This window comes from Arthrobacter sp. UYEF21 (genome assembly GCF_040546085.1).
Taxonomy (GTDB): domain Bacteria; phylum Actinomycetota; class Actinomycetes; order Actinomycetales; family Micrococcaceae; genus Arthrobacter.
Window position 1 is genome coordinate 159,173 of record NZ_JBEPNF010000001.1, and the last position, 26,839, is coordinate 186,011.

Annotated in this window: 28 protein-coding genes and 2 pseudogenes; 21 read left to right on the forward strand and 9 right to left on the reverse strand. The window is 59.8% G+C overall.

Going from position 1 to position 26,839, the window contains the following annotated elements:
* Entirely contained in the window at positions 1-1,416 is a 1,416-nt protein-coding gene (locus tag ABIB27_RS00690) for a sugar nucleotide-binding protein (protein WP_354253339.1), read from the reverse strand.
* Between the two features lie 3 nt (positions 1,417-1,419).
* Positions 1,420-2,418, reverse strand: coding sequence for a dTDP-glucose 4,6-dehydratase (gene rfbB, locus ABIB27_RS00695; RefSeq protein ID WP_354213964.1), 999 nt, complete (start codon positions 2,416-2,418; stop codon positions 1,420-1,422).
* A gap of 56 nt (positions 2,419-2,474) precedes the next feature.
* On the opposite strand from rfbB, the gene rfbA reads away from it, so the two are divergent.
* A complete protein-coding gene (rfbA, locus tag ABIB27_RS00700; protein ID WP_354213965.1) occupies positions 2,475-3,344 on the forward strand; it encodes a glucose-1-phosphate thymidylyltransferase RfbA in 870 nt (289 codons plus the stop codon).
* A gap of 290 nt (positions 3,345-3,634) precedes the next feature.
* Here rfbA and ABIB27_RS00705 read toward each other — a convergent pair whose 3' ends face one another.
* A complete protein-coding gene (locus tag ABIB27_RS00705) occupies positions 3,635-6,250 on the reverse strand; it encodes a GH25 family lysozyme (RefSeq protein ID WP_502909079.1) in 2,616 nt (871 codons plus the stop codon).
* 567 nt (positions 6,251-6,817) lie between these two features.
* On the opposite strand from ABIB27_RS00705, the pseudogene ABIB27_RS00710 reads away from it, so the two are divergent.
* The 11 genes and pseudogenes from ABIB27_RS00710 to ABIB27_RS00760 form a co-directional block, all read left to right on the forward strand.
* Positions 6,818-7,084: pseudogene (locus ABIB27_RS00710) on the forward strand (CpaF family protein); the annotation flags it as partial.
* 41 nt (positions 7,085-7,125) lie between these two features.
* Entirely contained in the window at positions 7,126-8,541 is a 1,416-nt protein-coding gene (locus tag ABIB27_RS00715) for a recombinase family protein (protein ID WP_354253340.1), read from the forward strand.
* 673 nt (positions 8,542-9,214) lie between these two features.
* Entirely contained in the window at positions 9,215-9,496 is a 282-nt protein-coding gene (locus ABIB27_RS00720; RefSeq protein ID WP_354253341.1) for a hypothetical protein, read from the forward strand.
* Positions 9,493-9,795 carry a hypothetical protein gene (locus ABIB27_RS00725; RefSeq protein ID WP_354253342.1) on the forward strand — a complete coding sequence of 101 codons (303 nt, stop codon included), beginning with the start codon at positions 9,493-9,495 and terminating at the stop codon, positions 9,793-9,795. The genes ABIB27_RS00720 and ABIB27_RS00725 overlap by 4 nt, the downstream gene beginning before the upstream one ends.
* Positions 9,792-11,177, forward strand: coding sequence for a DUF3631 domain-containing protein (locus ABIB27_RS00730; RefSeq protein WP_354253343.1), 1,386 nt, complete (start codon positions 9,792-9,794; stop codon positions 11,175-11,177). The genes ABIB27_RS00725 and ABIB27_RS00730 overlap by 4 nt, the downstream gene beginning before the upstream one ends.
* Positions 11,177-11,395: a hypothetical protein gene (locus ABIB27_RS00735; protein WP_354253344.1), complete on the forward strand. Its 219-nt coding sequence runs from the start codon at positions 11,177-11,179 to the stop codon at positions 11,393-11,395. The genes ABIB27_RS00730 and ABIB27_RS00735 overlap by 1 nt, the downstream gene beginning before the upstream one ends.
* A 5-nt stretch (positions 11,396-11,400) precedes the next feature.
* A complete protein-coding gene (locus ABIB27_RS00740) occupies positions 11,401-11,577 on the forward strand; it encodes a hypothetical protein (RefSeq protein WP_354253345.1) in 177 nt (58 codons plus the stop codon).
* Between the two features lie 517 nt (positions 11,578-12,094).
* On the forward strand, positions 12,095-12,931 hold the full coding sequence (locus tag ABIB27_RS00745) for a hypothetical protein (protein WP_354253346.1): 837 nt from the start codon (positions 12,095-12,097) through the stop codon (positions 12,929-12,931).
* A 33-nt stretch (positions 12,932-12,964) separates the two neighbouring features.
* Positions 12,965-13,795 (forward strand): hypothetical protein, encoded by an 831-nt coding sequence (locus ABIB27_RS00750; protein ID WP_354253347.1) that lies wholly within the window; start codon positions 12,965-12,967, stop codon positions 13,793-13,795.
* A gap of 316 nt (positions 13,796-14,111) precedes the next feature.
* Positions 14,112-14,456 (forward strand): terminase, encoded by a 345-nt coding sequence (locus ABIB27_RS00755; RefSeq protein WP_354253348.1) that lies wholly within the window; start codon positions 14,112-14,114, stop codon positions 14,454-14,456.
* Positions 14,457-14,479: 23 nt separating this feature from the next.
* Positions 14,480-14,695 (forward strand): hypothetical protein, encoded by a 216-nt coding sequence (locus ABIB27_RS00760; protein WP_354253349.1) that lies wholly within the window; start codon positions 14,480-14,482, stop codon positions 14,693-14,695.
* A 396-nt stretch (positions 14,696-15,091) separates the two neighbouring features.
* Here the strand turns inward: ABIB27_RS00760 and ABIB27_RS00765 are convergent, their stop codons facing one another.
* Positions 15,092-15,223 (reverse strand): hypothetical protein, encoded by a 132-nt coding sequence (locus ABIB27_RS00765; RefSeq protein ID WP_354253350.1) that lies wholly within the window; start codon positions 15,221-15,223, stop codon positions 15,092-15,094.
* A 115-nt stretch (positions 15,224-15,338) separates the two neighbouring features.
* Here ABIB27_RS00765 and ABIB27_RS00770 point away from each other — a divergent pair, with 115 nt between their 5' ends.
* A complete protein-coding gene (locus ABIB27_RS00770; RefSeq protein ID WP_354253351.1) occupies positions 15,339-15,467 on the forward strand; it encodes a hypothetical protein in 129 nt (42 codons plus the stop codon).
* A gap of 151 nt (positions 15,468-15,618) precedes the next feature.
* Here the strand turns inward: ABIB27_RS00770 and ABIB27_RS00775 are convergent, their stop codons facing one another.
* The 3 genes from ABIB27_RS00775 to ABIB27_RS00785 all read right to left on the reverse strand — a co-directional run bounded on the left by ABIB27_RS00775 (position 15,619) and on the right by ABIB27_RS00785 (position 16,668).
* Positions 15,619-15,951 carry a hypothetical protein gene (locus tag ABIB27_RS00775; RefSeq protein WP_354253352.1) on the reverse strand — a complete coding sequence of 111 codons (333 nt, stop codon included), beginning with the start codon at positions 15,949-15,951 and terminating at the stop codon, positions 15,619-15,621.
* A 409-nt stretch (positions 15,952-16,360) separates the two neighbouring features.
* Entirely contained in the window at positions 16,361-16,540 is a 180-nt protein-coding gene (locus tag ABIB27_RS00780) for a hypothetical protein (RefSeq protein WP_354253353.1), read from the reverse strand.
* A complete protein-coding gene (locus ABIB27_RS00785) occupies positions 16,537-16,668 on the reverse strand; it encodes a hypothetical protein (RefSeq protein ID WP_354253354.1) in 132 nt (43 codons plus the stop codon). The genes ABIB27_RS00780 and ABIB27_RS00785 overlap by 4 nt, the downstream gene beginning before the upstream one ends.
* A 90-nt stretch (positions 16,669-16,758) precedes the next feature.
* Here ABIB27_RS00785 and ABIB27_RS00790 point away from each other — a divergent pair.
* The 3 genes and pseudogenes from ABIB27_RS00790 to ABIB27_RS00800 all read left to right on the forward strand — a co-directional run.
* Positions 16,759-16,905 (forward strand): annotated as a pseudogene (locus ABIB27_RS00790) (CpaF family protein); the annotation flags it as partial.
* A gap of 49 nt (positions 16,906-16,954) precedes the next feature.
* Positions 16,955-18,550, forward strand: coding sequence for a recombinase family protein (locus tag ABIB27_RS00795; protein WP_354253355.1), 1,596 nt, complete (start codon positions 16,955-16,957; stop codon positions 18,548-18,550).
* A gap of 212 nt (positions 18,551-18,762) precedes the next feature.
* Positions 18,763-19,332, forward strand: a complete 570-nt coding sequence (locus ABIB27_RS00800; protein WP_354253356.1) for a recombinase family protein — start codon at positions 18,763-18,765, stop codon at positions 19,330-19,332.
* Here the strand turns inward: ABIB27_RS00800 and ABIB27_RS00805 are convergent.
* Together ABIB27_RS00805 and ABIB27_RS00810 are read right to left on the reverse strand one after the other, a co-directional pair.
* The gene (locus tag ABIB27_RS00805) at positions 19,306-19,758 is read right to left on the reverse strand and encodes a hypothetical protein (protein ID WP_354253357.1); all 453 of its coding nucleotides are present in this window, start codon (positions 19,756-19,758) and stop codon (positions 19,306-19,308) included. The genes ABIB27_RS00800 and ABIB27_RS00805 overlap by 27 nt on opposite strands.
* 225 nt (positions 19,759-19,983) lie before the next feature.
* Complete coding sequence (locus ABIB27_RS00810) at positions 19,984-20,565, reverse strand: hypothetical protein (RefSeq protein ID WP_354253358.1); 582 nt, start codon at positions 20,563-20,565, stop codon at positions 19,984-19,986.
* Positions 20,566-20,640: 75 nt separating this feature from the next.
* On the opposite strand from ABIB27_RS00810, the gene ABIB27_RS00815 reads away from it, so the two are divergent.
* The 5 genes from ABIB27_RS00815 to ABIB27_RS00835 all read left to right on the forward strand — a co-directional run bounded on the left by ABIB27_RS00815 (position 20,641) and on the right by ABIB27_RS00835 (position 26,791).
* Complete coding sequence (locus ABIB27_RS00815; RefSeq protein ID WP_354253359.1) at positions 20,641-21,399, forward strand: hypothetical protein; 759 nt, start codon at positions 20,641-20,643, stop codon at positions 21,397-21,399.
* Positions 21,371-21,778, forward strand: coding sequence for a hypothetical protein (locus tag ABIB27_RS00820; protein ID WP_354253360.1), 408 nt, complete (start codon positions 21,371-21,373; stop codon positions 21,776-21,778). Before ABIB27_RS00815 ends, ABIB27_RS00820 begins: the two co-directional genes overlap by 29 nt.
* A 121-nt stretch (positions 21,779-21,899) precedes the next feature.
* Entirely contained in the window at positions 21,900-22,619 is a 720-nt protein-coding gene (locus tag ABIB27_RS00825) for a hypothetical protein (RefSeq protein WP_354253361.1), read from the forward strand.
* A 159-nt stretch (positions 22,620-22,778) separates the two neighbouring features.
* The gene (locus ABIB27_RS00830) at positions 22,779-24,362 is read left to right on the forward strand and encodes a site-specific DNA-methyltransferase (protein ID WP_354253362.1); all 1,584 of its coding nucleotides are present in this window, start codon (positions 22,779-22,781) and stop codon (positions 24,360-24,362) included.
* A complete protein-coding gene (locus tag ABIB27_RS00835) occupies positions 24,359-26,791 on the forward strand; it encodes a DEAD/DEAH box helicase (protein ID WP_354253363.1) in 2,433 nt (810 codons plus the stop codon). The genes ABIB27_RS00830 and ABIB27_RS00835 overlap by 4 nt, the downstream gene beginning before the upstream one ends.
* The last annotated feature ends 48 nt before the right edge of the window (positions 26,792-26,839 follow it).

Consider the following 26,839-nt stretch of genomic DNA (forward strand, 5'->3'; position numbering starts at 1 on the left):
CTAGGCCCCATCCTTCAGGTAGGCAACCAAGCGTTCGCGGGAGGGGACAGGTGCAAAACCGCTCGCCTTGATCTTTGCCAGGGCCAGGCCGCTGTTGCGCGGACGGGGTGAAGCAGACTTACCGGCAAAATATTCTTCGGTGGACACTCCCGTCACATCATCCCGTGATGAGCCGGAAAGTTCGTAGACGTCGGCTGCAATGTTCGCCCAGGACTGCTCCGGACCGTCATTGGTGAGGTTGTAGACGCCATACGATGGCCTGGTTTCCAGCAGATGCCGAATGCCACTGGCGATATCGGCGGTAAAAGTCAGGCGGCCGAACTGATCGTCCACAACCGCTGGGCGGACTCCGCGGGATGCAAGCGATGACATGGTGCGCACAAAGTTGTTGCCGTCCCCGATAACCCAGCTCGTGCGAACTATGTAGTGTTTCGGCACGACGGTGACCACGGCGTCGCCGGCAGCTTTGGTCTGGCCATAAACGCCCAAAGGTGAGAGAGCTTCGTCCTCTGCATGGGTCTTTTCTGAACCGTCGAAAACGTAGTCTGAAGACACCTGGACCAGGGTGAGGTCATGGTCCACTGCGATTCGAGCCAGCCGGGCAACGGCCGTCACGTTGACATTCCATGCCGAGGACCGGCCATCAGGGGTCTCCGCAGTGTCCACCGCGGTGTATGCAGCGGCGTTGACGACCGTGGCGTAGTTCTTCCAGTTGACGTTCGTGAGCGAGTCTTCGGCCGTGAGGTCGATCGCGTCCCGGCCGGCGAACTCGACTGATGTGTCCCCCTCGTAGAGGCGGCGGAGTGCTTTGCCCAGCTGGCCGTTGGCGCCGAGCACAAGGATTTTCTTGGGCGGCATCGGCGTGACATCGCCCAGGCGCGGGTGTGCCTTGTCCTTGTCGGAAAGCTCCGCCTGTTCGAGGGGGATGGGCCACTGTATCCCGGCGGTTTCGTCTGCCAGGTTCAGGAAGGTGTACTGGCCCTGGGCGTCGGCGGACCAATGGTCATTTACCAGGTAGGTGTAGGCCGTGTTGTCTTCCAGCGTCTGGAAGGCGTTGCCAACCCCGCGCGGAATGAAGATTGCCTGGCTGGGGTCAAGTTCAGCGGTGAAGACAGCACCGAAGGACGGGCCCTCGCGCAGGTCGACCCAGGCGCCGAAGATCCGGCCGGTGGCGACGGAAATGAATTTGTCCCATGGTTCGGCGTGGATGCCGCGGGTGGTCCCGGCCTTTTCGTTGAACGAGATGTTGTTCTGTACGGGGCGGAAATCGGGCAGGTCGAGGGCTACCATCTTTTCCCGCTGCCAGTTTTCCTTGAACCACCCACGGTTGTCTCCATGGACCGGAAGGTCGTAGAGGACGACGCCGGGGATGGGAGTGTCGTGGGCCTTCAGTTGTTTGGAGAACTCAATGGACATCTGTTACTGGCCCTGTTCCCGATACTTCGCTTCAGTGCGGTCCTTCTGGGGCCGCCACCAGGCCTCGTTGTCCCGGTACCACGCGATGGTGTCTTCGATTCCGGCGTCGAAGTTCGAGAACTGGGGTTCCCAGCCGAGCTCTTCGCGCAGCTTCGTCGAGTCGATGGCATACCGGAGGTCGTGGCCTGCACGGTCCACGACGTGGTCGTACGCGTCCACTGACTGGCCCATGTGCTTGAGGATCAGTTCGACAACGTCCTTGTTGTTCTTTTCACCGTCAGCGCCGATCAGGTACGTTTCGCCGATCCGGCCCTTGGCGATGATGGTCAGGACCGCCGAGGAATGGTCATTCGCGTGGATCCAGTCGCGGACGTTCTCACCCTTGCCGTAAAGCTTGGGGCGGATACCGTCAATCACGTTGGTGATCTGGCGCGGAATGAACTTCTCTACGTGCTGGTAGGGGCCGTAGTTGTTCGAGCAGTTGCTGATGGTGGCCTGCAGCCCGAAAGAGCGCACCCAGGCCCGGACCAGGAGGTCAGAGCCTGCCTTCGTGGAGGAGTAGGGGCTGGACGGGTTGTACGGGGTCTGCTCGGTGAAGCGCTCCGGGTCATCCAGTTCCAGGTCGCCGTAGACCTCGTCCGTGGAGATGTGGTGGAAGCGCTTGTTGTGTTTGCGCGCGGCCTCGATCAGCGTGTACGTGCCGATGATGTTGGTGTCCAGGAACGGACGCGGATCATGCAGTGAATTATCGTTATGCGATTCCGCCGCATAGTGGACCACGACGTCGGCATCGGCCACCAGGGTGTCCACCAGGCCGGCGTCGCAAATGTCCCCCTCAACAAATGCGAAGCGGTTGTCAGGGAGCCCGTTCAGGGATTCGAGGTTACCTGCATAGGTAAGTTTGTCCAGAACGGTCACGTGATCATCAGTATTGTCGAGAACGTAGTGAACAAAATTCGAACCAATGAACCCGGCACCACCGGTAACAAGAAGTCGCTGCATAGTTTCCAAGACTACCGGATTTGCCGCGGCCATTAGCGAAGGGAAAGATGGGGGGCATGCGCGGAATAATACTTGCCGGCGGTACCGGCTCTCGGCTCCACCCGATCACACTGGGCGTCAGCAAGCAACTGGTTCCTGTCTACGACAAGCCAATGATCTACTACCCGCTGTCGACGCTGATACTGGCTGGCATCCGGGACATCCTGATCATCACGACACCCCACGACGCCGATCAGTTTGAACGGCTCCTGGGCGACGGTTCCCGCTTCGGTGTATCCATAACCTACAAACAGCAGCCTTCGCCGGACGGCCTGGCCCAGGCCTTTGTCTTGGGCAAAGAGCACATCGGTGATGACAGCGTGGCCCTGGTGCTGGGTGACAACATCTTCTATGGCCACGGCATGGGCACCCAGCTGCGCCGATTCGAAAACATCGATGGTGGCGCGGTGTTCGGCTACTGGGTCGCTGACCCCAAGGCCTATGGCGTGGTGGAATTTGATTCCAACGGCAAAGCGATCTCCCTCGAGGAAAAGCCTGCCCAGCCGAGGAGCCACTACGCGGTACCGGGACTGTACTTTTACGACAACGACGTCGTGGAGATCGCTGAGAACCTGAAGCCGTCGCCGCGCGGCGAACTGGAGATCACTGACGTGAACCGCACCTATCTCGAGCGCGGCAAGCTCCAGGTTGAGATTCTTCCGCGCGGAACGGCCTGGCTGGATACGGGAACCTTCAACGACCTCAACGACGCGTCGAACTTCGTCCGAACTACGGAGAACCGCCAGGGCCTGAAGATCGGTGCTCCGGAAGAGATCGCCTGGCGGCTTGGTTTCCTGGACGACGACGAATTCCGCCAGCGTGCCGAGCCGCTGGTGAAGAGCGGCTATGGGCAGTATCTTCTAAACCTCCTCGAGCACGGTCGGTAGTCACCGGGCCCCGCGGCCGGAAGACGACGACGTGTGGTGAAATGCTCCCCGACAGCCGGATTGTTAACTCAGTCTGACTGTCGGGGAGCATTTTTGTGTGTAAGGAGGCCCGACATGCACGAACAGCGTTCCCGGTCCCCAGCGTCCACCCATAACGGCCCGGGCAGGACGTCGAAACCCAAAGGGCCCGAGTCCGGTGTGATGCCGTCCTCGGGCCCCTCATGGTCTGGCGTTGGCGTTGGCGTCTGCTGTCAGCGGACTGTCCGTCACGATGTACGTCCCCAGCATCCTTACGGCTTGATTTTCGCTCCGCCAGCGGACGTCCAGTCGATTCTTCCGCCCTGGAAAGTCTGGGTGCAGCTTTGATTATCCGCGCTGCACGTCTGGGACGCAGTGGGGTAGCCGAGAGCACCATTTTCGAATCCTTGTCCAGCCCATGCCTGTTGGATCGGCCCGGGAACCATGGTGTGTGCGCCGCTGGCTGCGGACCACATGATGGTTCCCTTTTCGAAGTTCTGGAAGCAACCGGCGTTACGCAGACCACAGATGGACGAGCTGCTGGGGTAGCCCAGCGAACCCGACTCGAAACCAGACTGTGCCCAGCGTGCTTGGATCGGTGCTGACGTCAGTGATTGCGCGCCAGTCTGTTGCGACCACATCACTGTGCCCTTTTCGAAGTTCTGGAAGCAACCGCCGGCACGCAGGCCGCAGATTTGCCCGCTGACGGGATAGCCCAGGGAGCCGTTCTCGAAACCGGACTTTACCCAGGCGTCCCTGATGGGACCGAAGTACAGTGACTGCGCACCCGTAGCCTGTGACCACATGACGCTGCCACCGAGGTAGTTCTGGAAGCAGCCGCTGTTACGCAGCCCGCACTGGACTGTGGACACAGGATAGCTGAGCCGCCCCCTCTCAAAGCCCTCCTTTTGCCACAGATCACGGATCGGTCCGGTGAGGCTTGGATAGGCACCGCTCGATGGTGAATACATCAGGGGGCCCTTTGCAAACATCTGGAAGCAGCCATCATTGACCAGGCCGCAGTACGTGGGGGATGTCGGGTAGCCAAGCGAGCCGGAGGCGGACCCGCTGGCAGCCCAACCATCACGCATGGGGCCAGCCGAAACAGTTTGGATGGCTGTTCCTGCCGAGTAGGCCACGGTGCCCCGCTCGAACGACTGGAGGCACCCTGAGTCCGGCAGGTTGCACACGGCGTAAGTGGTGGGATAACCCAAAGCACCGTTTTCGAAGCCGGCTTTCTGCCAATAGTCCAGCACCTTGCCCGTGATCGGGAATGCGCCCGTGGCCGGTGAGAACAGCAGGGTTCCACCCTGGAAAAGCTGGAAGCAGCCGCCGTCCCGCAGGCCGCACACCTCTGTACCTATCGGGTACCCCATAGGAATGGACTGGGAGAGGGCCGCCTTCCACGCCCCCGCAATGCCCATGAAGACAGGCCATGCTCCTGAAGCCGAGGTCCATGCGACCACTCCGCCAGCGAAGTCCTGCGTGCAACTTGTGGCGCCACAGGTGGCGTCTGCGGTGGGGTAGCCAAGGAGTCCGTTCTCGAATCCGGCGCGGGACCACGCTTCAAGCATGGGGCCGGACTTCACCAGATGCGCCCCGCTGGAACTGCTGGCCAAGACCGAGCCCGCCTGGAACAGCTGGAAGCAGCCCGAGAGTCGAAGGCCGCACGCGGTGTTATTGGTCGGATAGCCGAGCGGTCCGTTTTCGTAGCCGGTCTTCGCCCAATAGTCGCGGATTGCGCCCGGTTGAATCAGCGCTCCACCCGAGCCGGAGGAGGAAAGAATGCTGCCACCCTGGAAATTCTGGAAACATCCGTTGTCCTTGAGCCCGCACACGATATCGCCTGTCGGATAGCCTGCTGCACCTCCTTCAGCACCACTGGCCTGCCATGCTGCTGCGACCGCGCCTGCTATCACGGCGTGGGCACCGGAGGGTCCTGACCACATCACGGTCCCGCCCTGGAAGCCCTGATAGCACCCACCGTTAGCCAGACCACAAATGAGGGCAGTTGTGGAGGCGCCCATCGCCGGATGGCTAGCCCTGTAGGCCGCGACCTGCTGGATGGCCGCCGCTGGGATGCCACTGCGTGCGAATGCGCTGAGGGCGGCGTAGTCCCCATTCCAAACGTTGGAGTCACCAGCGAGCGGCCCCGTGCTGCTGTACTGCCAGATGCTGTAGTTGCTCCAGCTGCCAGTAGGAACCGCGCCCGCGTTGTTCGAGGGATTCATAGGGTAAGCCGCGACCCAAAGCGGATAATCGCCAAATCCAGACGGATTGCCGAGGCACTGATTCCACCAGTTCGTGTTGGTGTAGATAACAGGAAGGCGGCCCGTCAAAGACTGCATGGTGCTTCCGAAATCTCGGACCCAGGAGCTCAGCTGAGACGGGGACATGTCATAGCAGGTGTTTCCTGGCCACCAGCCGGGGATATCGGTGCGGCCCGCGTAGGGATTGAACTCGAAGTCGAGGACGGGCGGGAGCGTGTACCCGTCGGCTGTCCAGCCTCCACCATTCTGAACAAAGTAGCGGGCCTGTTCGGACCCTGATGACCAGTTGGGGATCGCGAAATGGTAAGCACCCCGGATCATGCCGACATTCCGGGAGCCCTGGTATTGCGAGCTGAAGAGGTCGTTCGTCATGTAACTGCCCTCGCTGGCCTTGACGTAGGCGAACCTGGACCCCATGTTCCATTGCTGCTGCCAGTCAACGTTCGACTGATGACCGCTGACGTCGAGTCCCTGGACACCAAACGTTGGCATCCAGGTGCCCTCGGTGCTGAGCGACTCCGTCTGCAATTTCTGTATCGAGGCTGACGGGGACGAGGCGGTCACTCGTTTCGACCGCTGGCCCATTTCCGCCCCGCCGACTCCAATGGCTTGCGCCATCGATTCGTTCGTAGCGGAAGGTACCGGCTTGCTGGGGGGCGCCGCCGCCGACGCGGGTGGGGTGGAAGGCGCAGGTGCCGTTGCAGCGGGCGCCGCTCCAGCCGTTGAGCCGGCAGGTGAGGGAGCCGTCGCCGGCGCCGTTGTTAGGGAGGGCGCCGGCGTAGGACTAGTGTCAGCGGCTAAGGCGGCGCCGGCTAGTCCAGGACCAGCTATAAGGGCGGTAGAGAGAATTGCTATCCAGAAGGACTGCATGGCGGGACGACGGGACTGAGACGGGTTCCGCTTCATTATGGGCTCCGGGACAATGACGCGCTCGTGAACGCTCATCTAGGTTGCTGTTCCGGCGGTTCCCCCAGGGAGACACCGGACAGAGAGACTGTATGTTAACGGGCCCACCGTAACACCGGAGTGCCTGCAGCAACCAGTGTTTCCCATGTTGCCTGTGTGAAAAATGCGTCAATTTTATCCACAACCTCAGAATTTGACTTGGCGGCATGGCGTACTCTCCCTAGGCTGTATCACAGTTGAACTGCCTCCACCGGGGGCGGCAGTTGTATTGGGGAACTTATGGATGCCGTGCGCATCGTTGAAGACGAAGTCCGTGAACTGATCCGCCGTCGGGGTCTGGACCCCTTGCGTCAGGCAGGCGAAGTCCGGCGCCTGGTGGAGGCGGCCGTTAGCGACTACGACGAGCGAGCCCTCATGGGGCCGCTGCCTCCGATTGGTCCGCTGGAAGCCGCCCGCAGGTTTGTCTTTGATGCCGTCGCCGGATTCGGTGTGCTGCAACCGTTGCTGGACGATCCTTCCATCGAGGAAGTCTGGATCAACGCGCCCGTCAAGTCTTGATATACGTATCTCTCAGGTAGACTGCTGATATGGCCAAAAGTGTGCAGTCCTGCGGTATCTATGCCCGCATCAGTTCCGACGAGGGAACAGCACTAGGCGTTGGCCGGCAGATCGAGGATTGCACCGCTGAGGCCGCCCGCCGCGGTTGGCCCCTTGGGGAGATTTTCACCGACAACGACGTGTCAGCAACGCGTACCAAGAAACGCCCGGCCTATGAGCGGATGCTACATGCGATCGAGCACGGAACGATTGACGCCGTGGTTGTTTGGGACGTGGACCGACTCACCAGGACGCCGGCAGAGCTGGAACAGTTCATCGGCCTTGCAGACAGCCGCGGTCTGGCTCTTGCTTCCATAGGCGGGGAAGTGGACCTAGCCACGCCCCAGGGCAGGCTTACGGCGCGGATCAAGGGCAGCGTAGCCCGTCACGAGGTAGAGCAGATGTCACGGCGCCTCAAGCGCAAATTTCAGGAGAACGCCAAGGCGGGGAAGTCTCACGGCGTTATGCCGTTCGGTTACCGCCGTGAGCCCATTCTTGACGACAACGGCCGCGCCACCGGAAGCCGCGACGTGGTAGTGCCCGCCGAGGCGGAAGCTATCCGGGAGCTTTACGCCCGAGCCATTGCAGGGGACACGCTCCGCTTCCTCGCAAAGTATCTCAATGAAAAGGGATTCACCACGCGCCAGGGCAATCCCTTTATAGGGAATGTGGTTGGCAACATGCTGCGCAAGCCGCGATACGCCGGCCACCGGACACACGCGGGGCAGATCATCGGCAAAGGTGACTGGGAACCCATCATCAGCCAGGACACCTACGACCAGGCTATGGCGGTTCTGACAGCCCCAGGGCGCCGGCATGAGCGCGGCATGGAGCCCAAGCACCTCTTATCCGGTATCGCCTTATGCGGCCGCTGTGGTGGGACTATGCGCCCGAACATGCACAAGCCGCGCCCTGACGGGACCCACCGCAAGGCCGCCTATTCCTGCCCGGACTGCATGAGGCTTACGCGGCAGATGGAACCTGTAGAAGAGGTTGTAGAGGCTGTCATGGTTGGCCGCCTGTCACGTCCTGACATGCTCGCCCACCTATCCGAGAAGCCGGACGCGCTCAAAGCAGCAGCCAGTGCCCGTGATGCCATTTTGGCGCGAATGGACACCGCCGCCGATGACTACGCAGACGGCACGATAACCGGCCGTCAGCTAGCGCGGATGAACGAGCGGATGAAAGCAAGCCTTGTTGAAGCCGAGGCCCAAGTACTCAAGTATCAGCCGGTCCGTATCTTGGACGGCATGACCGGCCCAGGCGCCGCCGCCGCGTGGGAGTCCGCGACGATAAACCGGAAGCGCGAAGTTATCCGGCAGCTCGCAACGGTCACGATCCTCCCATCTGGCCCAGGCATTAGGTTCTCTCCCGAGCAAGTCAAAATCGAATGGAAGCAGGCTTAGACATGCCCACAGAGGAACGAGCTTCTGGCCAGGAAATGGTTTGGATCACGTGCGACAATCACCCCCGTCCGTCAAAGCTGCACCTGTTTGGCAGGGATACGTCAGAGGGCGCTACTTTTCCGGACTGGCACGAGTTGCCAGTCAACTTCCCGCCAGCCGCTCAGTTTGTAGACGACGGCGCCAGGCAGGCCCGCTATGCTTTTGATCCAGCCGCCGTCGAACTGGACCGCCGGAGAGTCCGCTACGCGCTCCGGTGCACGCGCTGTGAGTCCGCTCCTGTGGTGGTCAGGCAGGATAAATTGGAGTCAGTTTTATCGGAATTATGCCATTCTGGTGTTTTTCGCCTAGACCTTAAAGATTTAGGTGCTAGGATCAAAGCGTAATCGAATAGCCGGACTGGAGCGGTACCCTTCCCCAGTATTTAGGCCTCTCAGCGGAGGCAGGTTAGCACCTGTCCTTGAGAGGCCAATTTTATGTCCTGGAAAGTAGAACGCGCTAAGGTCGCGTCACTGTCCCGAGTACGCTCCAAAGATGATCCCGAGCTCATTGCGGCTCGCCGTAATCTCCGAGCAGAACGACTCGAAGAATATGTATCCCGCGTAGTCTCTGAGGCCCCGCCACTCACCCCGGAACAGATAGACCGCGTATCGGTCCTCTTGCGTGGTGGTGCTGCATGATCCACGCACAAGAAAGCCGCCCAGGGCACGAATCCAAGGCGGCTGTAAATCTTGCTACCAACAGCATAACAGCGGACACCGACAAAACCACAGCTACAGCGCTAGTAACCGGCGTGCATGTTGTCGTGGTGGAAACGCCCGCGGGAAAGTTCCGCCGCCGCGTCTACCTATCACTGGACAACGCACAGAAAGCCGCCGACCGTGCCAGCATGGCCGGACATCCGGCATGCGTCATACTCTGCCAGCTCATGCCCGTTACCGGCGGTGCAGCCAAATGACTGACGAAGAGATTGCGCAGGTAGTCGCCCAGCATCCCCGCGCTCACGCTGTATTCATGAAGGGCTACGAGTCCGGAATGATCCAAGGCCGGCTCGACGCCCAGGCCGAAGACGAAGAGGTAGCAGCCCTAGCCGCCCGTATCGCCATCGCCCAGGTAGAGAACCATGCCGACATAAGGGAAACGGTGCGCCACGCGGCGCAGTTCATCGATGTGCATTTGGCACGGGAGAAACGCCGCATAGCGAACCTCACCCGGCCGGACTCCCGCCCCACTAGCTGGGACGGTGAAGCAGCGTGATCGACTACACAGCACTTACAGATGCCGAACTCGCTGAGGCCCTGGCCGTCAGTTCCGGCGCTTCCGTCAGTCCCGTCGGTTTGATTCCAGACCCCCAAACCGTCGGTTCAGCCGGTTACGTCAGTCCCGTCGGTTCATTTGAGAGGGTACTAACCGACGTGAGGGCATGGCTCGCCCGGTTTGTCTGCGTTATGGATGATCTTGACTTGGACCTCCTGACGCTATGGGCAGCGCACACGCACCTAGCTTTCGAGACATACACAACACCCCGCCTAGTGCTCGACTCATCCATGCCGGGATCGGGCAAGACGACGGTACTAGAGCACCTGTCACGGCTCTGCCTAAGCCCCGTACAGGCCGCGTCCCTGTCATCCCCGGCCCTGCTTACCCGGATGCTCAACAAGGCCATGAGAACCATCCTCATAGACGAAGTAGACAGGTCACTGGATCCAAAGAAGCCAGGAGTAGAAGACCTCATTGCCGTCCTGAACTCTGGCTACAAGCGCGGCGCCACACGCCCCGTACTGGTTCCCGGGAAGGGAGGGGAATGGGACGTAAGCGAGATGTCCACATTCTCCCCGGTAGCAATGGCGGGCAACGCGCCGAACCTCCCGGACGATACCCGTTCACGCTGCATCCGAGTACTGCTCATGCCGGACCTCGAAGGCCGCGTTGAATCTTCCGATTGGGAAGAGATAGAGGAAGAGGCCCAGGAACTCGGGCGCCGCCTGACGGAGGCCGCAGAGGAAGCGCGGGAATTTGTGCGGACGGTTCGCCCGGAACTCCCCGCAGGTTGCATAGGCCGAATCAAGGAACGCTGGAACCCCATAAAGCGCGTAGCAACAGCAGCAAGCGGGGAATGGGCCGCCATTGCTGACGAACTCATCAAGAGGGACATAGCGGAGGCAGAGATGGACAAGGAAGACGGCATAACCCACCTACCCCCGGCTGTAATCCTCCTCAAGGACATACGGGACGTGTGGGGAGCGGCAGACGCCTTTACCCCTTCCGCGGTACTCATTCACCGGCTGATCGAACACAACCCCGCGATGTGGGGACCGATGAGCAGTTACGGCAAGGAACTTAACGCCCAGCGCCTAGGCCGGATGCTGGTTACCGCGTTCAAGCTCCACTCCACACGGCAGGGAGATTCCAAGCGTGGATACTTCCGAGCCAACCTCGAAAACGTCTGGCGTCGGATGGGTATGACCCCTCCAAAAGAAACCGACGGGACCGACGAAACCGCCGAGACCGACGGGAACACCCTGCTAAATCAAACCGACGGAACCGCCGTAACCGGCATAACCGACGGATGCCCACTCCACCCGATACCGAAACCAACCGTCTGCTTCACATGTGATTCCCAAAGGAAGGCCGCCTAATGACTCACCGCCCATACCTGACCGCCCGGCCCTACGTCTGGCTAGCCGCTGACGGAACCGGAACCCCAGGCGTTGCGCTCATGAACGGCCGCCGCCGCATCAAGGCCCACCTAAACGCCGATGAGGCTAGAACGCTGGCGGACACCCTCCACGACTTGATCGACGCCGCCGGCAACCCGGAACAGCCCCTACCGACCACCCACGCAGAGAGCGAGTAACAGACATGGCCGTAACGATCATCACCACCGATGGAACATTCAACTTCCCCGACACCAAGCCCGAAGAGGTCCACCAGACCGGACCCGTCGTGAAAGTGGTCAACAGCAAAGGGCAGCCCATCGGACACTTCCGCCGAGTGCAGGCATGGTTCGAAACCCCCGCCGATGAAGGGCGGGCGTAGCCACCATGGCCCAGCTAACAACTGACTACGGCACCGGATTCAGCACCATATCAATCAGTGGCACGCCACCGTGCGGCCTCTCGGATAAGCAATGGCGGGCACTAGGCGACCTTGCGCGGGACGTCTCCGCAAGCCAAGCCGAACTGCCCAAGCTAGTCCCCGCGGACGCTCCGAAACGGCCAGGGAGTGGCTGGAGCATTACCGCCCGGACGGCGGAGATAGGCCCAATCAGCGCCACCGCCCAATCCATTCTCGCCGGCAACTTGACCGCACTCCGCGACCTGACCACGGAAAGCCAGTAGCAAATGGACACACAAGGAACCGCCCGCGCCTACGTCAAAGCCCTATTCAGCGACGACGAGACCCCAGGGCACGCGCCGGCACCAGTAGCCCAACAGAAGCCCATCACAGATGACCCCATGAGGGCTTTCACTCGCGAACTATTCGGCCAAGAATAACCGGCCATCCACACCAGCCCCACCAACCACTAAACCCAACGGCCAAAGGACAAAACCCCATGAAATTCCAGATCACCGATAACACCGACCAGAACCACATGACGGCAACCGCATTCAAGCGGGCGGTCAACATCGCGGGCCTCACCCTCCCCGCGTTCAACCCGGCTACGGTCAGCACCGCCGACTTCACCCCCGCGACGGCAACGCAGGTATCAGAAGCCGCCTACAAGGCAGCAACCGCCGGCAAGGATCCGTCAGCAGACAAAGAAGTGCAGCGGCTCCTAATGTCCAAGCTCCTAGGTGACCAGATCGGCGGCATGTACCACCGCAACCAGGTAGCCCTCTCCCGCGCCGAACTGGAGCACTACCAGGCGCACGCGCCCGCACTGCTTGAAGAACTCCGCACCATGTTCGATGACGCCGTAGAAACCATGACGGAACAGATCCCCGTCCTAGGCGCCACTCACTTGGAGGACCGCCTACGCGAAATCGGCAACATCCCGGAGAAGCAGGCCCACGCCATCACCGCCGCCTACAGTGCCAACAAGAAAGCCGCCTCTCTTATCGAGGCGTTGACAACCGTCGCAGCCGCAGCCAACGGCGAAACCCTCGCAGCCGGCGGACGGTACGGGCACCTGCTCTACACCAAGCCCACCGCGGCGCAGTTCGACCATCACAGCCTCAGTAGCCACACCACCCACAACAACTACGGCCGCGCCCACAACGTATGGGACCTACTCAACAACGGCGTACCCGTAGAGCTCGCCACCACAGCCGAAGAAGTGAAAGCCCGCGTCAACGCCATCGAACACCCGGAAGCACCACGCGACTACCGCGCCGAGGAAGCCAGGCGCGACGTCGCCCGCGCCCACGCAAAAGCCCTCGGCATCCGCTAACCACACCCCAGACCAACCAAAGGACGAAACCCCATGAACAACAAACTAACAGCCCAGCAGGCCAGCGCCATCATGATTATCCGGCAGGAAGCCCGACACCTAGGGCTAACCATCCCCGCAGACGCGGCCACCACGCCCCAGGCTGTGACCCTCACGGCGCCCAGCGCGGACGAAATCACCGCCGCGGTAGCAAAAGCACTTACGGCCGGCAAAGACCCCGGCAAGGATCCCGCAGTGCAGGCCCTAGTGACGACCGCCTACCTCGCCAACCTCCCCGGCGTCAGCGCCGCACTGGAGGCCAACCGGGACCAGGAAGCACTGGCAGCATTCCAGCAGGCAGCGCCCGCCATCAACGACCAGTTGGCCGAACTGTTCGCCGCCGACGCCGCAACCCTCGAACGGAACAAAGACGCCGTTGGATCCCAGCCCCTCGCCTACCTTGACCCGAACAGCATGAACCTCAACGCGGGCAAAGCAGCGCTAGAGATCATCGACGCAAACAAGAGGATTGCCAAGGTAGTAGCCGTATGGCGCACGCTCCACCACATGCTTACCAACGTCTCAGAGAACCCCTATTCCAAGGCCCTAGTGTTCGGTAACCCCACCTTCCAGCGGTGGGATGACAACCGGCTGCGCATTGCCAAGCCTGACGCGTGGGACCTCGTGCTCATGGGCGTGGAGCTCAGCCTTGCCGAGGACCCGGACGAAGTAGCCGCCCGCTTCCAGTCCCTCGAGCAAGCACAGGTGCAGTACGACGCCGAAGCCCGAGAGTTCCAACAGTTCGGATACGGCGGACGCGCCGCACACATCGCCGGTAACAAGACGGCATTAGACAACCTTGCAGCAGGCATGAAGACCACCTAGCCGCACACCGTGGGCCGGTCACCATGGCCGGCCCACAGCGGGACCACACTGACCACACAGACAGGCGGAGACGGTGCAAGCAGAGGTACCCCAGGCCCCCAACCCTCCCCACCTCCGGCCGCTCGCTACCCCTGCAACAGCGATACATACACGCAGTGCTGGATGATTCGGCCTATCACAGGGCGCTCAGCACCCCCGCCAGGGCCTTGGGACCGGCGGCAGGGCATATTTCACCCCCCACTAGAGCCGATTTAGGGACTTCCGCTAGATCCCGCGGACTATCCGTAACAGGCAAAATGACGAAAGGACCAACGTAATGGAGCACAAAACCCCCGCAGGATTAAAGCCCGGAGGCCGCAAACTCTGGAAATCCGTGACGGATGACTATGAATTGGGCGAGCATGAGCTAAGCATCCTGCTTGAAGCCGCCCGGACTGTGGACGCTCTGGACGAATTGCAGCGCATTGTCAGGGACGAGGGCGTCACCAACGTTTCCCCGCAGGGCGTCAGGGCTCACCCGGCGCTAGTGGAGGCGCGGCAGCAGCGCGTGACCCTCGCCAAGCTCGTGGCTTCCCTCAGGATCCCGCTAGAGGATGAACAGGAAGCCGCCAGGACTCCGCAGAAGCGCTCCGGCGCCCGTGCCCTTTCGGCAGTCCGATGAGGCGCCGGCCGAAGGTTGCACTCTTGGACGACGGCAAGCCGTGGGATGGCATCATTCCGGCGTGGGCGCTGGAGTTCCGCCCCAGCGAGTGGCCCGGACTGAAGCCGTGGGAACAGTGGGACGCGTGGTGGGAAGCCGCCAGGGAATGGGCCGACAAGCATATGCCGAGAGGTTTTGATGAACTGATACCGGCAATGACCGAAGCGCCCTCCCGGCCGTGGAATGAGGCAGACATCTAACGGCCCACGGCGTGAAGCTCGCGGCGGGCTGCAACAGTGCAAGTGCCGAAGTATGGCAGGGGAGCGTTTCTACGTAGCGCAAAGATCCGCCAGCGCCAGCCGCCGACAAAAGGGCCGGAGCACACTAAGAAAAGGAAAGCCTTTCCTCCACTCACGGTCACGGCGGAAAACAAGAACGGCCCCGGATCTCATCAGAGGTTCGGGGCCGCTTTTGTCTAGCATAGGTGTGCTACCAAAAGCCGGGCGGGGATTAGCGGACTGTCCAGCTCATGCAGCCTTTAGCGCAGCGCCATTCCTTGCCGCTGCGGCCACCTAGGGACGTGCCATCGATCTGAGGCCGAAGGCGGACTTCGCCGCCGCACTTGGGGCACTCGCTAGGGATTTGCTCGGCCGCGGTCACGCTCGCTCCTTCTTGAGTTTGTCGGCAATTGTCGCCACTTCGCCCTGAATCAGCATCATCGCGGCGTCAATCCCGTCCAGCTTGTCCAAGATCTTCTGTAGCAATTCGTTGCTTTTGTCCGTATCCATGTTTCCCCCTGCTTAGTTCGGTTGGTGCCGGAAGGGTCAACGTTATCGGCTGCCGGTTGCTGGCCGTGCCTTTTCGTTCCGGCCGATTGTCCTACCCGCCGTCTACGCTTCCGGCATGGTGAAGTTTGATCCCGATGGTTTCCGGGCAATGATGGCGCGAATAGAGGCGGAACAGCTGGAATTGGTCACGCGGTCCCCTTACGAGGAACTGGAGCCCGACTACGAGTTCCTACCCGAGAAGTGACCCCCACCCGGGACCCCCACTAAGCCCTTTTCGCCGTCCCTCCCACGGCAATAGAGATTCACACACAGAGATTCTGAGCTCTTGCAGGGCATAGAACGGCCCCGGACCGATAACCGGAGCCGGGGCAGTTCCTAGGCGCGTACAGCCGTTGTCAGGCGTGCCCAGCCTTGGCCGCAGCAGTCAGAGCAGCCGCCATTTCCAGTGCTTGAGCGGGAGTCAGATTCTGGTCCTTGACCGTCCACGCTTCTATCTGGTGAGTGGCTGTGTCTGCGTCCCAGCCGGCGGCGACTACCCAGGCGTCAGTCTTTGTCTCAGTGCCCACGTAGTAGTCGGAGCAGCCTTCCGCCAGGGTGTAACCGGCCGGCGGCTGAGGCGTAGGGAGCTGTGCTGCAAGCTCTTCCAGCAGTTCCGATGCTTTCATGCCCCTAGCTTCTGCCATCTGTCCAAGTTCGCGGACAGTGGCGGGCAAAGTGATGGATTCCATGGTGAGACCTGTTTTCTTGAGTTGTTCCCGTCCCCCAGCGGGACGCGAGTAGCCTAGCGGCTGGTGGTGACACTTCGGTGCAAGGAGGAAACGGACCTAAAGGACTGGCTTGTCATAGTCCCTCACCCCGTCACGAAACCCGCCGCCCCCGCCCCTTGTCTGCGACATTCCACGCCCGTAGCCCGCCACGGTATCCGGGGCAGGCTGTAGCGCACCTGACCACTAGCGCATTGTGGACAGTAGCCCCGGCGGTTCGGGGCTCTAAGAGGGGTATTACCGCGCCGACACTGGTTAGCGTCTAGGTCAGCAGGAACGACGCAGGCGGAAGCCTGGAACCGCCCAAGGAAACGCGCCCTTGAAAGGATCCCGACCGCCGCGCACTCACTCGAAAATGAGGGCGGCAGGGAGGTTAGGAGGTTTCCGGCGCCGTGGGCGCTACGTGCTCTAACGCCGCCTTGGCCTCGGTCTTAGTGCGGAATCCGCCGAAGGTCACGGCGCCGCAAGTATCACAGCGGGCCGCATAGCCCTTGTGCTGGCCTTGGTCGCCGCTAGTGCCGCGCTCGAACGCTACGGCCTTGTGTTTGCTCATGCTGCACCAAGCCCGGAGAGGATGGCGGCGACAAGCAACGAGGGGACGAGGAAGAGGGAGAACACCAAGATGGCGTGAACGATGAATTGCGCTGTGCCTTGCACGACGCGAGCTGTAAGATTGCTCATGTTGCCGGTCCTATTCACTGGTAACCACGCCCCGGACTGTTTGCAGCAGTGCCGGGGCTCTTTGATGCTTGAAACCTATATGCAATCTTTTCCCCCAACGAAATCTATGTGGCCCGGAACGGCGAGTCCGAACTGACCTCGCTCAGCCTCACCGACCAGCAGGTGCGCGACCTCGTAGAGCGCATGCTCAAGAGCTCGGGCCGGCGGCTGGACATGTCTTCACCCTTTGTGGAAGCGATATTCGCTTTCTAGATAGGTAGGAAAAACATGCCAATAGACTGACGCTATGAACAGCCCCCAGCAGCCCTCAGTCGCCATCTACGCCCGCATATCCAGCGACCGCACCGGGCAGAAAGCTGGTGTCAATCGCCAGTTGGATGATTGCAGGGCTATAGCAGCAGTTCACCGCCTGAACGTTGTCGCCGAGATCGTTGAGAACGACACCTCGGCTTATCGAACCACGCGCAAGGGCTTTGAGCGACTCAAAAAGATGGCAATGTCGGGCGTCATATCAGCGGTCGTTGCCTTCGACTCGGACCGCCTATACCGGTCGATCGGTGATCTCGAATCCATGATCACCGTTGTAGAGAAGGCACCCGAAGGGTTCCAGATTCTGTCTGTCCAGAACGGCGAGATCAATCTCAACACGGCCGGTGGCAGGGCAATGGCTCGCGTCTTGGCTGGGCTTGCCCAGTACGAGGTCGAGCAAAAAGCTCAGCGGCAGGCGCGCGCCCACAAGGATGCTTGGAAGCAGGGGCGATGGTCCGGAGGCAAGGTGCCCATCGGCTACAAGGTCGGCAACGCCGCCGGTGAACTCCTAGTCGATGAGCCAATGGCAGCCATCCTCCGGCAAACAGCCGATCTTGTCCTATACAGGGGATACAAGATCAACGCTGCAACGAAGTACTTCCGGGAAACATCAGGTCGCTTGCACACACGTCCAATCTCCCTACGTGGAGTCCTCACCGGACCGACCGTTGCAGGAATGCGCGAGTACTTGCCTGAGACAGCAAAGCGACGCGGGGTGACAAAAGGAACTCCGCGCAAGGCAAACTGGGCGCCAATCTTTGACCACGCCACATGGACCGCCCTGAAGAAGGAACTCAAGACAACGCCGCTAGGGAGACCTCCAACACCAAGCCTCCTGAGCGGATTCTTGCTCTGCGGAATCTGCGAAACCACACTCGGGTATTCAAAAGCGAGCTACAAGTGCAGTACCAACAGCGGCGGCTGCGGAGGACTGAGCATATCCACCCGAGCGATCGAGAAGCACTTTCTCTCGATCTTTGATTTTGATGAGGGCGATAACGCTCCACTCATCTTGAACCTCTTAGGCGGCGGGCAAAAACAGGTTCAGCCTGTCACTGATGTGAGCGCGGAACTTGATGAGCTACAAAACGAGAGACAGCAGTTGCTGTACTTCCTGCAAAAGAAGTCAGTCAAGGCTGTTGACGTGGACGCGCGGCTGGATGAGATCGCAGCCCGTGAGACAGAGTTGGAAGATCAGCAGGGGGAAGCGCTTGCCGCAAACCTGAAAGTCCAGCAAGTCGAATCCGTCCGGGCTGAATGGGCGAAACTCACGGATAGCGTGGAGGACACCGCCAAAAAGAACTTCGTCATCAGGGGCATGTTCAAAGCTTGCCTCGTCAACCCTGTCGGGAAGGGTGGCGCCGGACCAAAGCTCGATGTCAACCGACTCCATTTGCTGGCTCATGACCTCGATTCCGACGATGAAGAGCTAGAGGACTGGGAAGTCGATCAATACGATGACGATGACGACGACGACGAGCAAGAGGACGACGGCGACACCCGCCTGACCAACGATGCTTTCGACTTCGACGATGATGACGCCATTCTCCGTGGCGATGTTCTGATGACCTGACCCCGCTGAGTGCCTAATGACGCCGTCCTGCAACTATTGCGGGGCGGCGTCATTCTGTGCTGTGTGCTGAGCGTCCACCGGTGCCTCGTAGCCGTCTCAATAACGAAGGGCTGCGGGACTGGAGCCACAAGCCCTGAGCGCGTCTCACAACTCATCTCAGAAGTCGTTTGTCCCAAAAGCTAATTGTCAGTGGGTATCGATACGTTTTTGCCATGACAACGACATTGATTGGCTATGCACGAGTTTCCACCAACGATCAGCGACTCGACCTCCAGCTTGACGCGCTGACTGCTGCTGGTTGCGTAAAGACGTACGCAGACAAAGTCTCGGGTTCTACGACATCACGCTCCGAGCTGGACGCCTGCCTCAGCTACCTCCGCGAAGGAGACGTGCTGGTAGTCTACAAACTCGATAGGTTGGGTCGCTCACTCCGCCACCTGCTCACGATCATCGACGATCTCGGGGCACGGGGCATCGGATTCAAGTCCATCAGTGACGGGATCGACACGACCACCTCGACCGGACGCCTCATGTTCAGCGTCATGGGCAGCTTCGCGGAGTTCGAACGCTCCCTGATTCAGGAACGGACGAACGCCGGTCTGAAAGCCGCAAGGGATCGCGGCAAGCTCGGCGGTCGTCCCACGGCGGTCACACCTGAAATAGGAGAGCGGATTGTGAAGCTGCGCGGTGGGGGCAAGAACGCTGACTACATCGCCAAGGAGTTGGGGATCGGGCGCGCCACCGTCTACCGCTACCTAGCGACGCAGGCTCTCGTCGCCTGATTCACGCGCCTCAGCGATCTGTGCCATCTGGGTCACGATGACGCCGTATACGACTCGGTGCGCCAAAGTCCACTCGGAAAGCTCGATGAACTGCTTAGGCGGAAAGTGAACCGCCATTGGTGATGGTCCCGTCTCAGCCACGAATGGGTCGATTCCAAATTGGAACTGGTGGCACGTTGAATCCACGATCCATCCGTTCGCCGATTCCAGCCAATCATGATTGCTCATGTCCCCGGCGCTGCCATTGACGATTCGCCAATCCCCAAAGCCTCGGTCCTGCAAGAGGTTCCCGAACGCGAACGAAGCCACGGTGCAACATCCGTTCGGGAAGAAGTTCATGATTCCCATGGGGGATTCCCAGTCGGTATGCTCAACCGCCTCAATGAAGTCTTGGAGCAGCCTTGATATTTCCTCGCGCTCGTCCACGGCACATCCCCATCTTTCGTTAGCTCCGGCAATCGTACCGGCAGTGGATTCAGCCTTCGTGCCAAGCCTCTGTCATCGGGGCGACACGCCAGTAGAGGGCGCGCAGCTCCTGCTGTACTAGATGACCCTGCCCATACAGCAGCCAGTGCAGGTAAGAAGCGCTATAGGTCTTTGTCGCCGTCTTGCCCTGCGCATACTCCTCAAGACGCAGGAAGCTCTCGTTGCCTAGGGGAGAGGCTGCTTCATCTGCTTCCGCATAGCCCGCGTCGGATGCTTCACCACCCATGCCATTCCGTAGCGGCGGTAGTACCACTTGTGGAAAGGGTCAGCGAAGACGTACACGACGCTCCAGAAGCGCATCTTCAGACTCTTGCGCACCCGCTCGTGTGTGCCTAGGTCTTTCCGGATCGCGGTCTCCAAGCTGTTGTAGGTCCTTGAGCGGGACACTTGCCATTTCTGGAACAACTCGTCGTCCTCGATGTGCTGCGCTCGTCCGGCGGTCTCCAACGTAGCCATGTAAAGTTGCGCCTCATGCCGCACGCGGTAGGGGGCAATGATCATCAGCCTCGCGTTCGTGCTGTCGGCGACCCCGTCCAAGTTGTCGGGAGTCTTCTGCTCCCCGGTGGCTTTATAGTGGTCAAGCGAATTGCTTGACGCGTGCGCTTGACGAAGTAGAGCGGTGTAGACCTCCACCTTCTGGTTTCGAAGCCACTGCTTATGCTCAGTCCGTTTGTTCCACACCAAACCAATAAGTCCCGCCAGCGCCGTAAAGGCAGCCCCCGCCAGCCCAGCGAGCAAGTTCTCCATGCTGCCAACGGTACACATCGGAAAGTACGTTCTCGGGATGCCACATAGGCTGTATCCATGAACAGACTGAGGTCAGTGTCTGGGGAGACCGAGGAAATCACCCAAGCCCTTCAGCTCGGTGTCTACGTTGAGGAACTAGGGCGGCAGGCAGAAATTGCCAGCCGCTTTCTCACGCGGGCTTGGCTGAGGGCGATGCGCACGGAGACTGACACGCACGACACGATGGTCTGGGGCGACCTGCAAGCCTCCCTCTTCGCCTGCATCGTCATTCAGCGGATGCTCCAGCCGGGAGCAGCGTTCCGCCATCCTGAGGCGACCAGAGCGCAGCGGCAGCAACGACTCAAAGAACGTTCGCAGCAGCTCAACGACATCCTCCAGCTAGACGATGATTTCCCGGTGCTCAAAGTCAGGGAGATACGAAACGCCTTCGAACACTTTGATGAGGGACTGGATGCACTGGTCCTCGCGGGCAGGTCCTCTTTGGTCGACTGGCACATCTCCAAAGACGGTCTAAGCATGCGGACGCCCCCCGGTCAGGAAGGTCCGGTCCTGCAAGCATTGCGTGCCTTCCACCCCGCGGCCGGGACTCTGCACTTCGGAGACCTGCTTCTCGATCTTTTCAGCATGGATTGCGCACTGCTGCAACTCAGGGATGAACGTGTACCAAGAGCACTCAAGGAACTAGAAGCTAAATCTGCGACCGGACCGAAGTTCTTTGGTGCATCCCAGCTCATCCACCTCGTGCCTCCGGAGCAGGTCGAGCCGCGCCTAGATCAGTGGCTAAAGGTCCGAGAGGAGATAGGTCATGCCGTTCCCTACCACCCCGCCAAGTGACGGCACTCGCACTTACACCGCAGAGGAGTTGCTGGTTCTCGCGCGATCCACACGCTGGCAGGATCAGGTCACCGCAGCCACAAGGCATTCCATCACCCAAGAAGTCCTCCAAGCCCTGATGGTCCCCGGCATTCATCACGAGGTCACGCTCGCCCTCATAAGCCGTCCCAACGTGTCGGAGGAAGAGCTTTCGTGGCTGGCTGAGCACACTGACTCGCCACACGCGCTAGGTAAGATTGCCGGCCATCCGAGAGCCAGCACGGTAGCGCTCAAGGCAATCCGGGATCGGGCTGCACGGGAGGAATGGGAGGGCTGGGTGCACCTGCGTCGATTCACGTCCATCATGCTCAGCAAACGCGGTGTCACAGACGAAACATAGAAGCGCAGCCGCATTTCGTTCGCCAACTTGAAGGCTGACCGCTACCAACTGGCAGAATACGGTAGTCGGCTATAGATGAATGAAACGTTGGGGGAGCACGATGCCCGAGGGCGATGCAGCAGTGAGTGACGATTTCGACGGCGACGAGCTGAAGCCCCATGCTCGATGGATCTTGGGGATTGGAGGGCTGGGGTGCGCTGTTGCTGGAGCCGTGGCAACCTTTCTTCCTGCGACGAACGCAGCCGGTGTGCCGATCTTGCTTGTCTTGGGCGGGGCATTCGGATACGTCGCTTGTACCGGGCAACAACTCCTTCATCTCAATAAGGACGGCGTGCGGCTGTCTCAAGTACGCCGCCTGCGACGAACGCTTACCGATGTCGTCAACGATGGAGACGTTCCCGTCCATGTCAAGGAGCGCATATTAGAGACTGCACAGGACAACGGCGTCAGCCTGTCCCCCCACGACTATGAGTCGGCTGTTTATGCGCAACTCCGGCAAATGGCGAGCAGCTCTGGATTCTCAATTGATCGCAACGTCCATCTCGCGGACAGAGAATACGATTTCATCCTTCACCGGCCGGATTCAGACAAGAAAGTCTACGTCGAGGTCAAGGCTATGGCGAACATTGCTGCGCGATCGAACTCGATTCGGCGCCTACTAAAAAACAAGGGTCCTGCGATAGACGGAAACTCGCTCTTCATCATCAATGGTCCGGTGTCACCAAGTGTGCGGTTGCAGGCGGAGCTGTTCGGCGTGAGTCTAGTTGTGTGGTCGCCGGGCACAGATTTTGAAGATGCAGCAGGCGACGCACTCTTCCGTGCTGGCATGACACGGCTTTAGTCCTCCGTGGAGTCGACGTTCCGTCAAGCATGATCTGCGTCCTGCCCTCGGATGGCAGGACGGCACCGCCGATGTGTGCTCGTCAGACGACCTCCGTAGACTGGGTTCGATGTTATTGCGGTCTGTCGATCGACGATGGACCGGTACAAGGAGGAATGCATGCAGCCCACGGGACGATTGACACTCTCATGGGTCGGCAAAGACGGTGCGCTTCTCAACACAGACTCTGGCGGGTACGAGTGGGTCGCGCGAGATGACGGACGCGCAACTGAGGTCAGGTTGCTCGATGAAGTCGACCAATCAGGTGAAGTCGCAAACCTGCCGTCGGACAACCTGCTGATAGTCGGAGACTCTTCCGCCGCCATGCGGTCAGTGTTGAAAACACCAGAGTATGCAGCCGAGTATCAGGGCAAGGTAAAGCTCGTTTACATCGACCCGCCGTTCAATACCGGGCAAGCCTTCGAGCACTACGATGATTCGCTGGAACACTCCGTTTGGCTGACCATGATAAGGGATCGACTGCTTTTGATCCGTGAGCTTCTCTCGGATGATGGCAGTGTTTGGGTCCACCTCGACGATGCCGAGATGGCGTACTGCCGCGTCATCATGGATGAGGTCTTTGGACGCTCGAACTTCGTAGCGACTGTGACTTGGGAGAAAGCGGACTCTCCCCGCAACTCCGCCCGGCAGTTCAGCTCGGATGTCGACTACATCTTGATCTACTCAAAGAACCCTGACTGGACACCCAACCGTCTTCCGAGGACCGGTGAGTCGGACGCGATCTATGCCAATCCGGATGATGATCCTAGAGGGCTCTGGTATCCCGGCGACCCATTCGCCAACAAACCCTATTCGCTCGGCACCTACACGATAGAGGGACCCACGGGAAGGCAGTTCTCACCGCCCAAAGGCAGGTACTGGAGGGTGTCGCAGGAGAAGCTTGAGTCCCTCAATGCGGAGGGCAGAATATGGTGGGGTCCCAAGGGCTCGGCGCGTCCGAGTATCAAGAGGTATCTGAGCGAAGTTCGCGACTTGGTGCCACGTACACACTGGCTCAAAGAAGACGTCGGTAGCAACCGCTCGTCGAAAAACGAAATGCGCCGCTTGTTTCAGGACGAATCTTCCTTCGCAACGCCAAAGCCAGAACGTCTGCTCCAACGCGTGCTGCACATTGGCTCCCAAGAGGGCGATATCGTTCTCGACTGCTTCGCGGGCTCAGGCACTACGGCTGCCGTCGCACACAAGATGAATCGCCGCTGGGTCACCGTCGAGTTGGAAGATTCCACGGTGAAGACATTCACGAAGGCTCGCCTCGACAAGGTCGTGTCGGGGACCGACGACGTCGGAATCTCAGAAACGCTTGCTTGGGGCGGTGGCAGTGGATTCCGCGTCCTCAAGGTGGCTGAATCGGCTTACGAAGTCAGCGAGGGGCGAGTCTTCCTGAGATCATGGGTCTCCGGACCGGACTTTGCTCGCTTTGTTTGCGCCCAGCTTGGTTTCGAAGTTGATCACGACGGTGCATTCGCAGGATCGAAGCACCGAACGAAGCTGGCGGTTCTTGATGGTGTTGCCGATGGTGAGTCGGTCCGCGCAATACTTGCGCATCTCGACCCGAGATCAAGGGCTGTCATTGTCGCCAAAGCGATTGCCCCTGAGACGGGTACGGTCTTGAAGGAACTCAGCCCCGGTTCGAGGATACTCAAAGCTCCGGCTGACCTCTACGCACGCAAAGGGACCAAATGACTTGGATTGAATACGATCAGGGGTTGATTGCAGACGTCTCATCACGCATGGACCTTCGACAGCCCAATGAGGAAGCACTGGCGACTGTCATTGAGAACATCCATACAGACGAGTATCGGGAGGTCGTATGTGACCTCGCGACAGGCGTAGGCAAAACGTATATTACGGCAGCCCTCATCGACTATCTTGCTGGGCAGGGCGTTCGGAACGTCCTGATCGTAACTCCCGGTAAGACCATCCAAGACAAGACCATAAACAACTTCACGCCCGGTCACCCCAAGTTCGTGCCCGGAGGAGACTATCAGCCGATTCTTATCACGGCGGAGAACTTCAATCGTGGAGGAATCGGCGATGCCCTTCATGACTCGACGACACTGAAGCTATTTGTCTTCAATGTCCAACAGCTCATCAAACCAGCGACAAACATGTCCCGAAAGACGCGCGTAAACAACGAGTTCATAGGAAGCGACCTCTACAGTCACCTGAAATCGGCGGATGATCTGGTCGTAATCGCCGACGAACACCATGTTTACCGAGGGGCTGCCAAGGCTTTCTCATCGGCGGTGCGTGACCTCTCGCCGCGCGCCCTCGTCGGGCTGACAGCTACGCCAGACAAGGCGGATGAGTCCAAGGTTATCTACAGATACTCGTTGGCTGCGGCGATTGCTGACCATCTGGTCAAGGTTCCCGTCATTGCGTACCGCAAGGACGGACAAACAGATGAGCGAACACAGCTCGCCGATGCTTGTCGCCTGCTGGAGATTAAGGCGGCTGCTTACCGCCAGTGGACCGAGCATTGTCATCTCGAAGTGGTGAATCCGGTGCTTTTCGTCGTCTGCCAAACGGTCGAAGACGCAACGGAGGCGGCGAACCTCTTGGCAACTGACGAGTATTTCGCTGATCCGGACAAGGTTCTACTCATCACCGGGCAGTCATCCGATACTGACTTGCTGGCGCTTTCTGAAGTCGAACGCCCAGAATCTCCCGTTCGGGCGGTCGTCTCGGTGGACAAGCTGAAGGAAGGATGGGACGTCAAGAACATTGCTGTGATCGTCGCTCTTCGTAGGCTGGCATCGGAGACGCTCACCGAACAGATTCTGGGACGAGGACTCCGGCTGCCTTTTGGAAAGCGCGTAGGCGTACCCATGATCGATCAGGTGGATGTGGTCGCTCACGACTCCTACAAGGCTCTGTTGCAGCAGAAGGACTCTTTGATCGAAAGAGTCATTCCCCTTAGCGCGCCTTCCAGCAGCCCAGCGGCGACGATCAGCTTGGAAGCTGCTCCACGATTTGAAGAGTACGGAGAGCAGGGCACACTACGGATTGTGGGTCCCGCTCGAATAATTGAGGGCGACGTACTCGGGGGGTCAGCAGGGTTGCTGATTCAGGAACTGAGCGCCACATTCGAGCAGGGACAGCGGGACACGGTGCAATACAAGGTCCTCGCTCGTGTTCCACATGCGCCGCAGATAAGATTCCCTAGGCGAGAACGCGAAGTTATCGCATCGTCGTTCACCCTCTTGTACGTGACCGACGCTGACGCCTCGACTTCGGGCGCCGCCTTCGCGACAGAAATTGACGTGCCTTTGAACCGTGAGGCGCTAAACGCTACTCGAACTCTGGACGGCGGCGTCAAAATGAGCCGAGAGTCGCAGGATTCGGAGGTGGCAACGCAAAGCTTGATGTCCGTCGACGACGTTGCCACTGATCTCGAAACCCGAGTGCTCAATCTCGGACTGATTGAATCCACGCTTTCAGAAGCGGGGGAAGCGAAGCGCGTGGTCCGAGCCTTCCTTGAAGGTGCTGGCGCCGGCCATCAATCGTCAGTGTCTTGGGGGGTGCAGCGCGCCCAGCTAGCCGCTAACGGGATAGAAAATTTGGTCCGCGCGAAGTTCAATCTTCGACGACTTCAGCCCCAATTCACCCTTCGGGGGGTTGTCCTGCCAGTTGAGGGCGGACCAATGCCTACTGATGTGGCAGACCGGTGGAACGACCACTTCGAACGCGGCCGTTGGTTCACCGGGTGGAACAAGTCCATCATGCCAGTGGCGGCATTTGACGCTAAGACGACGGAGTGGGCTCTGGCAGACATCATGGATCGTAGCAAGAACATCAAGTGGTGGCTTCGACTTCAGACGAATCAGCCTGCATACATTGAACTTCCAGCAGGACGGTACTTTGCCGATTTCATAGCTATAGACGACTCGGGAGTGTACTGGCTGGTTGAGGGCAAGGCTGATACAGAAATGCACTCGCCTGATGTGATTGCCAAACGAGATGCCGCCATGGATTGGGTTGCCGCTGTAAATGACTCTGGGGCTTTCGGCGTTTGGCGATACATGATTTGTTCGGAATCTTCTATTAGGAACTCCGCAGGTGGATGGACGGCGTTGGTGAACGGATCGGCGGTAGCGCCGCTCTTGGCTTGAATGGAAGGGAAGATCCGGGCTCGAATGAGCAAGCTGTCCTGCGATTGC

Bases quoted from the DNA above. Each gene is read 5' to 3' on its own strand.
- ABIB27_RS00690 (WP_354253339.1), bottom strand. From the start codon at position 1,416: ATGTCCATTGAGTTCTCCAAACAACTGAAGGCCCACGACACTCCCATC.
- rfbB (WP_354213964.1), bottom strand. From the start codon at position 2,418: ATGCAGCGACTTCTTGTTACCGGTGGTGCCGGGTTCATTGGTTCGAAT.
- rfbA (WP_354213965.1), top strand. From the start codon at position 2,475: ATGCGCGGAATAATACTTGCCGGCGGTACCGGCTCTCGGCTCCACCCG.
- ABIB27_RS00705 (WP_502909079.1), bottom strand. From the start codon at position 6,250: ATGGCGCAAGCCATTGGAGTCGGCGGGGCGGAAATGGGCCAGCGGTCG.
- ABIB27_RS00715 (WP_354253340.1), top strand. From the start codon at position 7,126: ATGGCCAAAAGTGTGCAGTCCTGCGGTATCTATGCCCGCATCAGTTCC.
- ABIB27_RS00720 (WP_354253341.1), top strand. From the start codon at position 9,215: ATGATCCACGCACAAGAAAGCCGCCCAGGGCACGAATCCAAGGCGGCT.
- ABIB27_RS00725 (WP_354253342.1), top strand. From the start codon at position 9,493: ATGACTGACGAAGAGATTGCGCAGGTAGTCGCCCAGCATCCCCGCGCT.
- ABIB27_RS00735 (WP_354253344.1), top strand. From the start codon at position 11,177: ATGACTCACCGCCCATACCTGACCGCCCGGCCCTACGTCTGGCTAGCC.
- ABIB27_RS00740 (WP_354253345.1), top strand. From the start codon at position 11,401: ATGGCCGTAACGATCATCACCACCGATGGAACATTCAACTTCCCCGAC.
- ABIB27_RS00745 (WP_354253346.1), top strand. From the start codon at position 12,095: ATGAAATTCCAGATCACCGATAACACCGACCAGAACCACATGACGGCA.
- ABIB27_RS00750 (WP_354253347.1), top strand. From the start codon at position 12,965: ATGAACAACAAACTAACAGCCCAGCAGGCCAGCGCCATCATGATTATC.
- ABIB27_RS00755 (WP_354253348.1), top strand. From the start codon at position 14,112: ATGGAGCACAAAACCCCCGCAGGATTAAAGCCCGGAGGCCGCAAACTC.
- ABIB27_RS00765 (WP_354253350.1), bottom strand. From the start codon at position 15,223: ATGGATACGGACAAAAGCAACGAATTGCTACAGAAGATCTTGGACAAG.
- ABIB27_RS00770 (WP_354253351.1), top strand. From the start codon at position 15,339: ATGGTGAAGTTTGATCCCGATGGTTTCCGGGCAATGATGGCGCGAATA.
- ABIB27_RS00775 (WP_354253352.1), bottom strand. From the start codon at position 15,951: ATGGAATCCATCACTTTGCCCGCCACTGTCCGCGAACTTGGACAGATG.
- ABIB27_RS00780 (WP_354253353.1), bottom strand. From the start codon at position 16,540: ATGAGCAAACACAAGGCCGTAGCGTTCGAGCGCGGCACTAGCGGCGAC.
- ABIB27_RS00785 (WP_354253354.1), bottom strand. From the start codon at position 16,668: ATGAGCAATCTTACAGCTCGCGTCGTGCAAGGCACAGCGCAATTCATC.
- ABIB27_RS00795 (WP_354253355.1), top strand. From the start codon at position 16,955: ATGAACAGCCCCCAGCAGCCCTCAGTCGCCATCTACGCCCGCATATCC.
- ABIB27_RS00800 (WP_354253356.1), top strand. From the start codon at position 18,763: ATGACAACGACATTGATTGGCTATGCACGAGTTTCCACCAACGATCAG.
- ABIB27_RS00810 (WP_354253358.1), bottom strand. From the start codon at position 20,565: ATGGAGAACTTGCTCGCTGGGCTGGCGGGGGCTGCCTTTACGGCGCTG.
- ABIB27_RS00820 (WP_354253360.1), top strand. From the start codon at position 21,371: ATGCCGTTCCCTACCACCCCGCCAAGTGACGGCACTCGCACTTACACC.
- ABIB27_RS00830 (WP_354253362.1), top strand. From the start codon at position 22,779: ATGCAGCCCACGGGACGATTGACACTCTCATGGGTCGGCAAAGACGGT.
- ABIB27_RS00835 (WP_354253363.1), top strand. From the start codon at position 24,359: ATGACTTGGATTGAATACGATCAGGGGTTGATTGCAGACGTCTCATCA.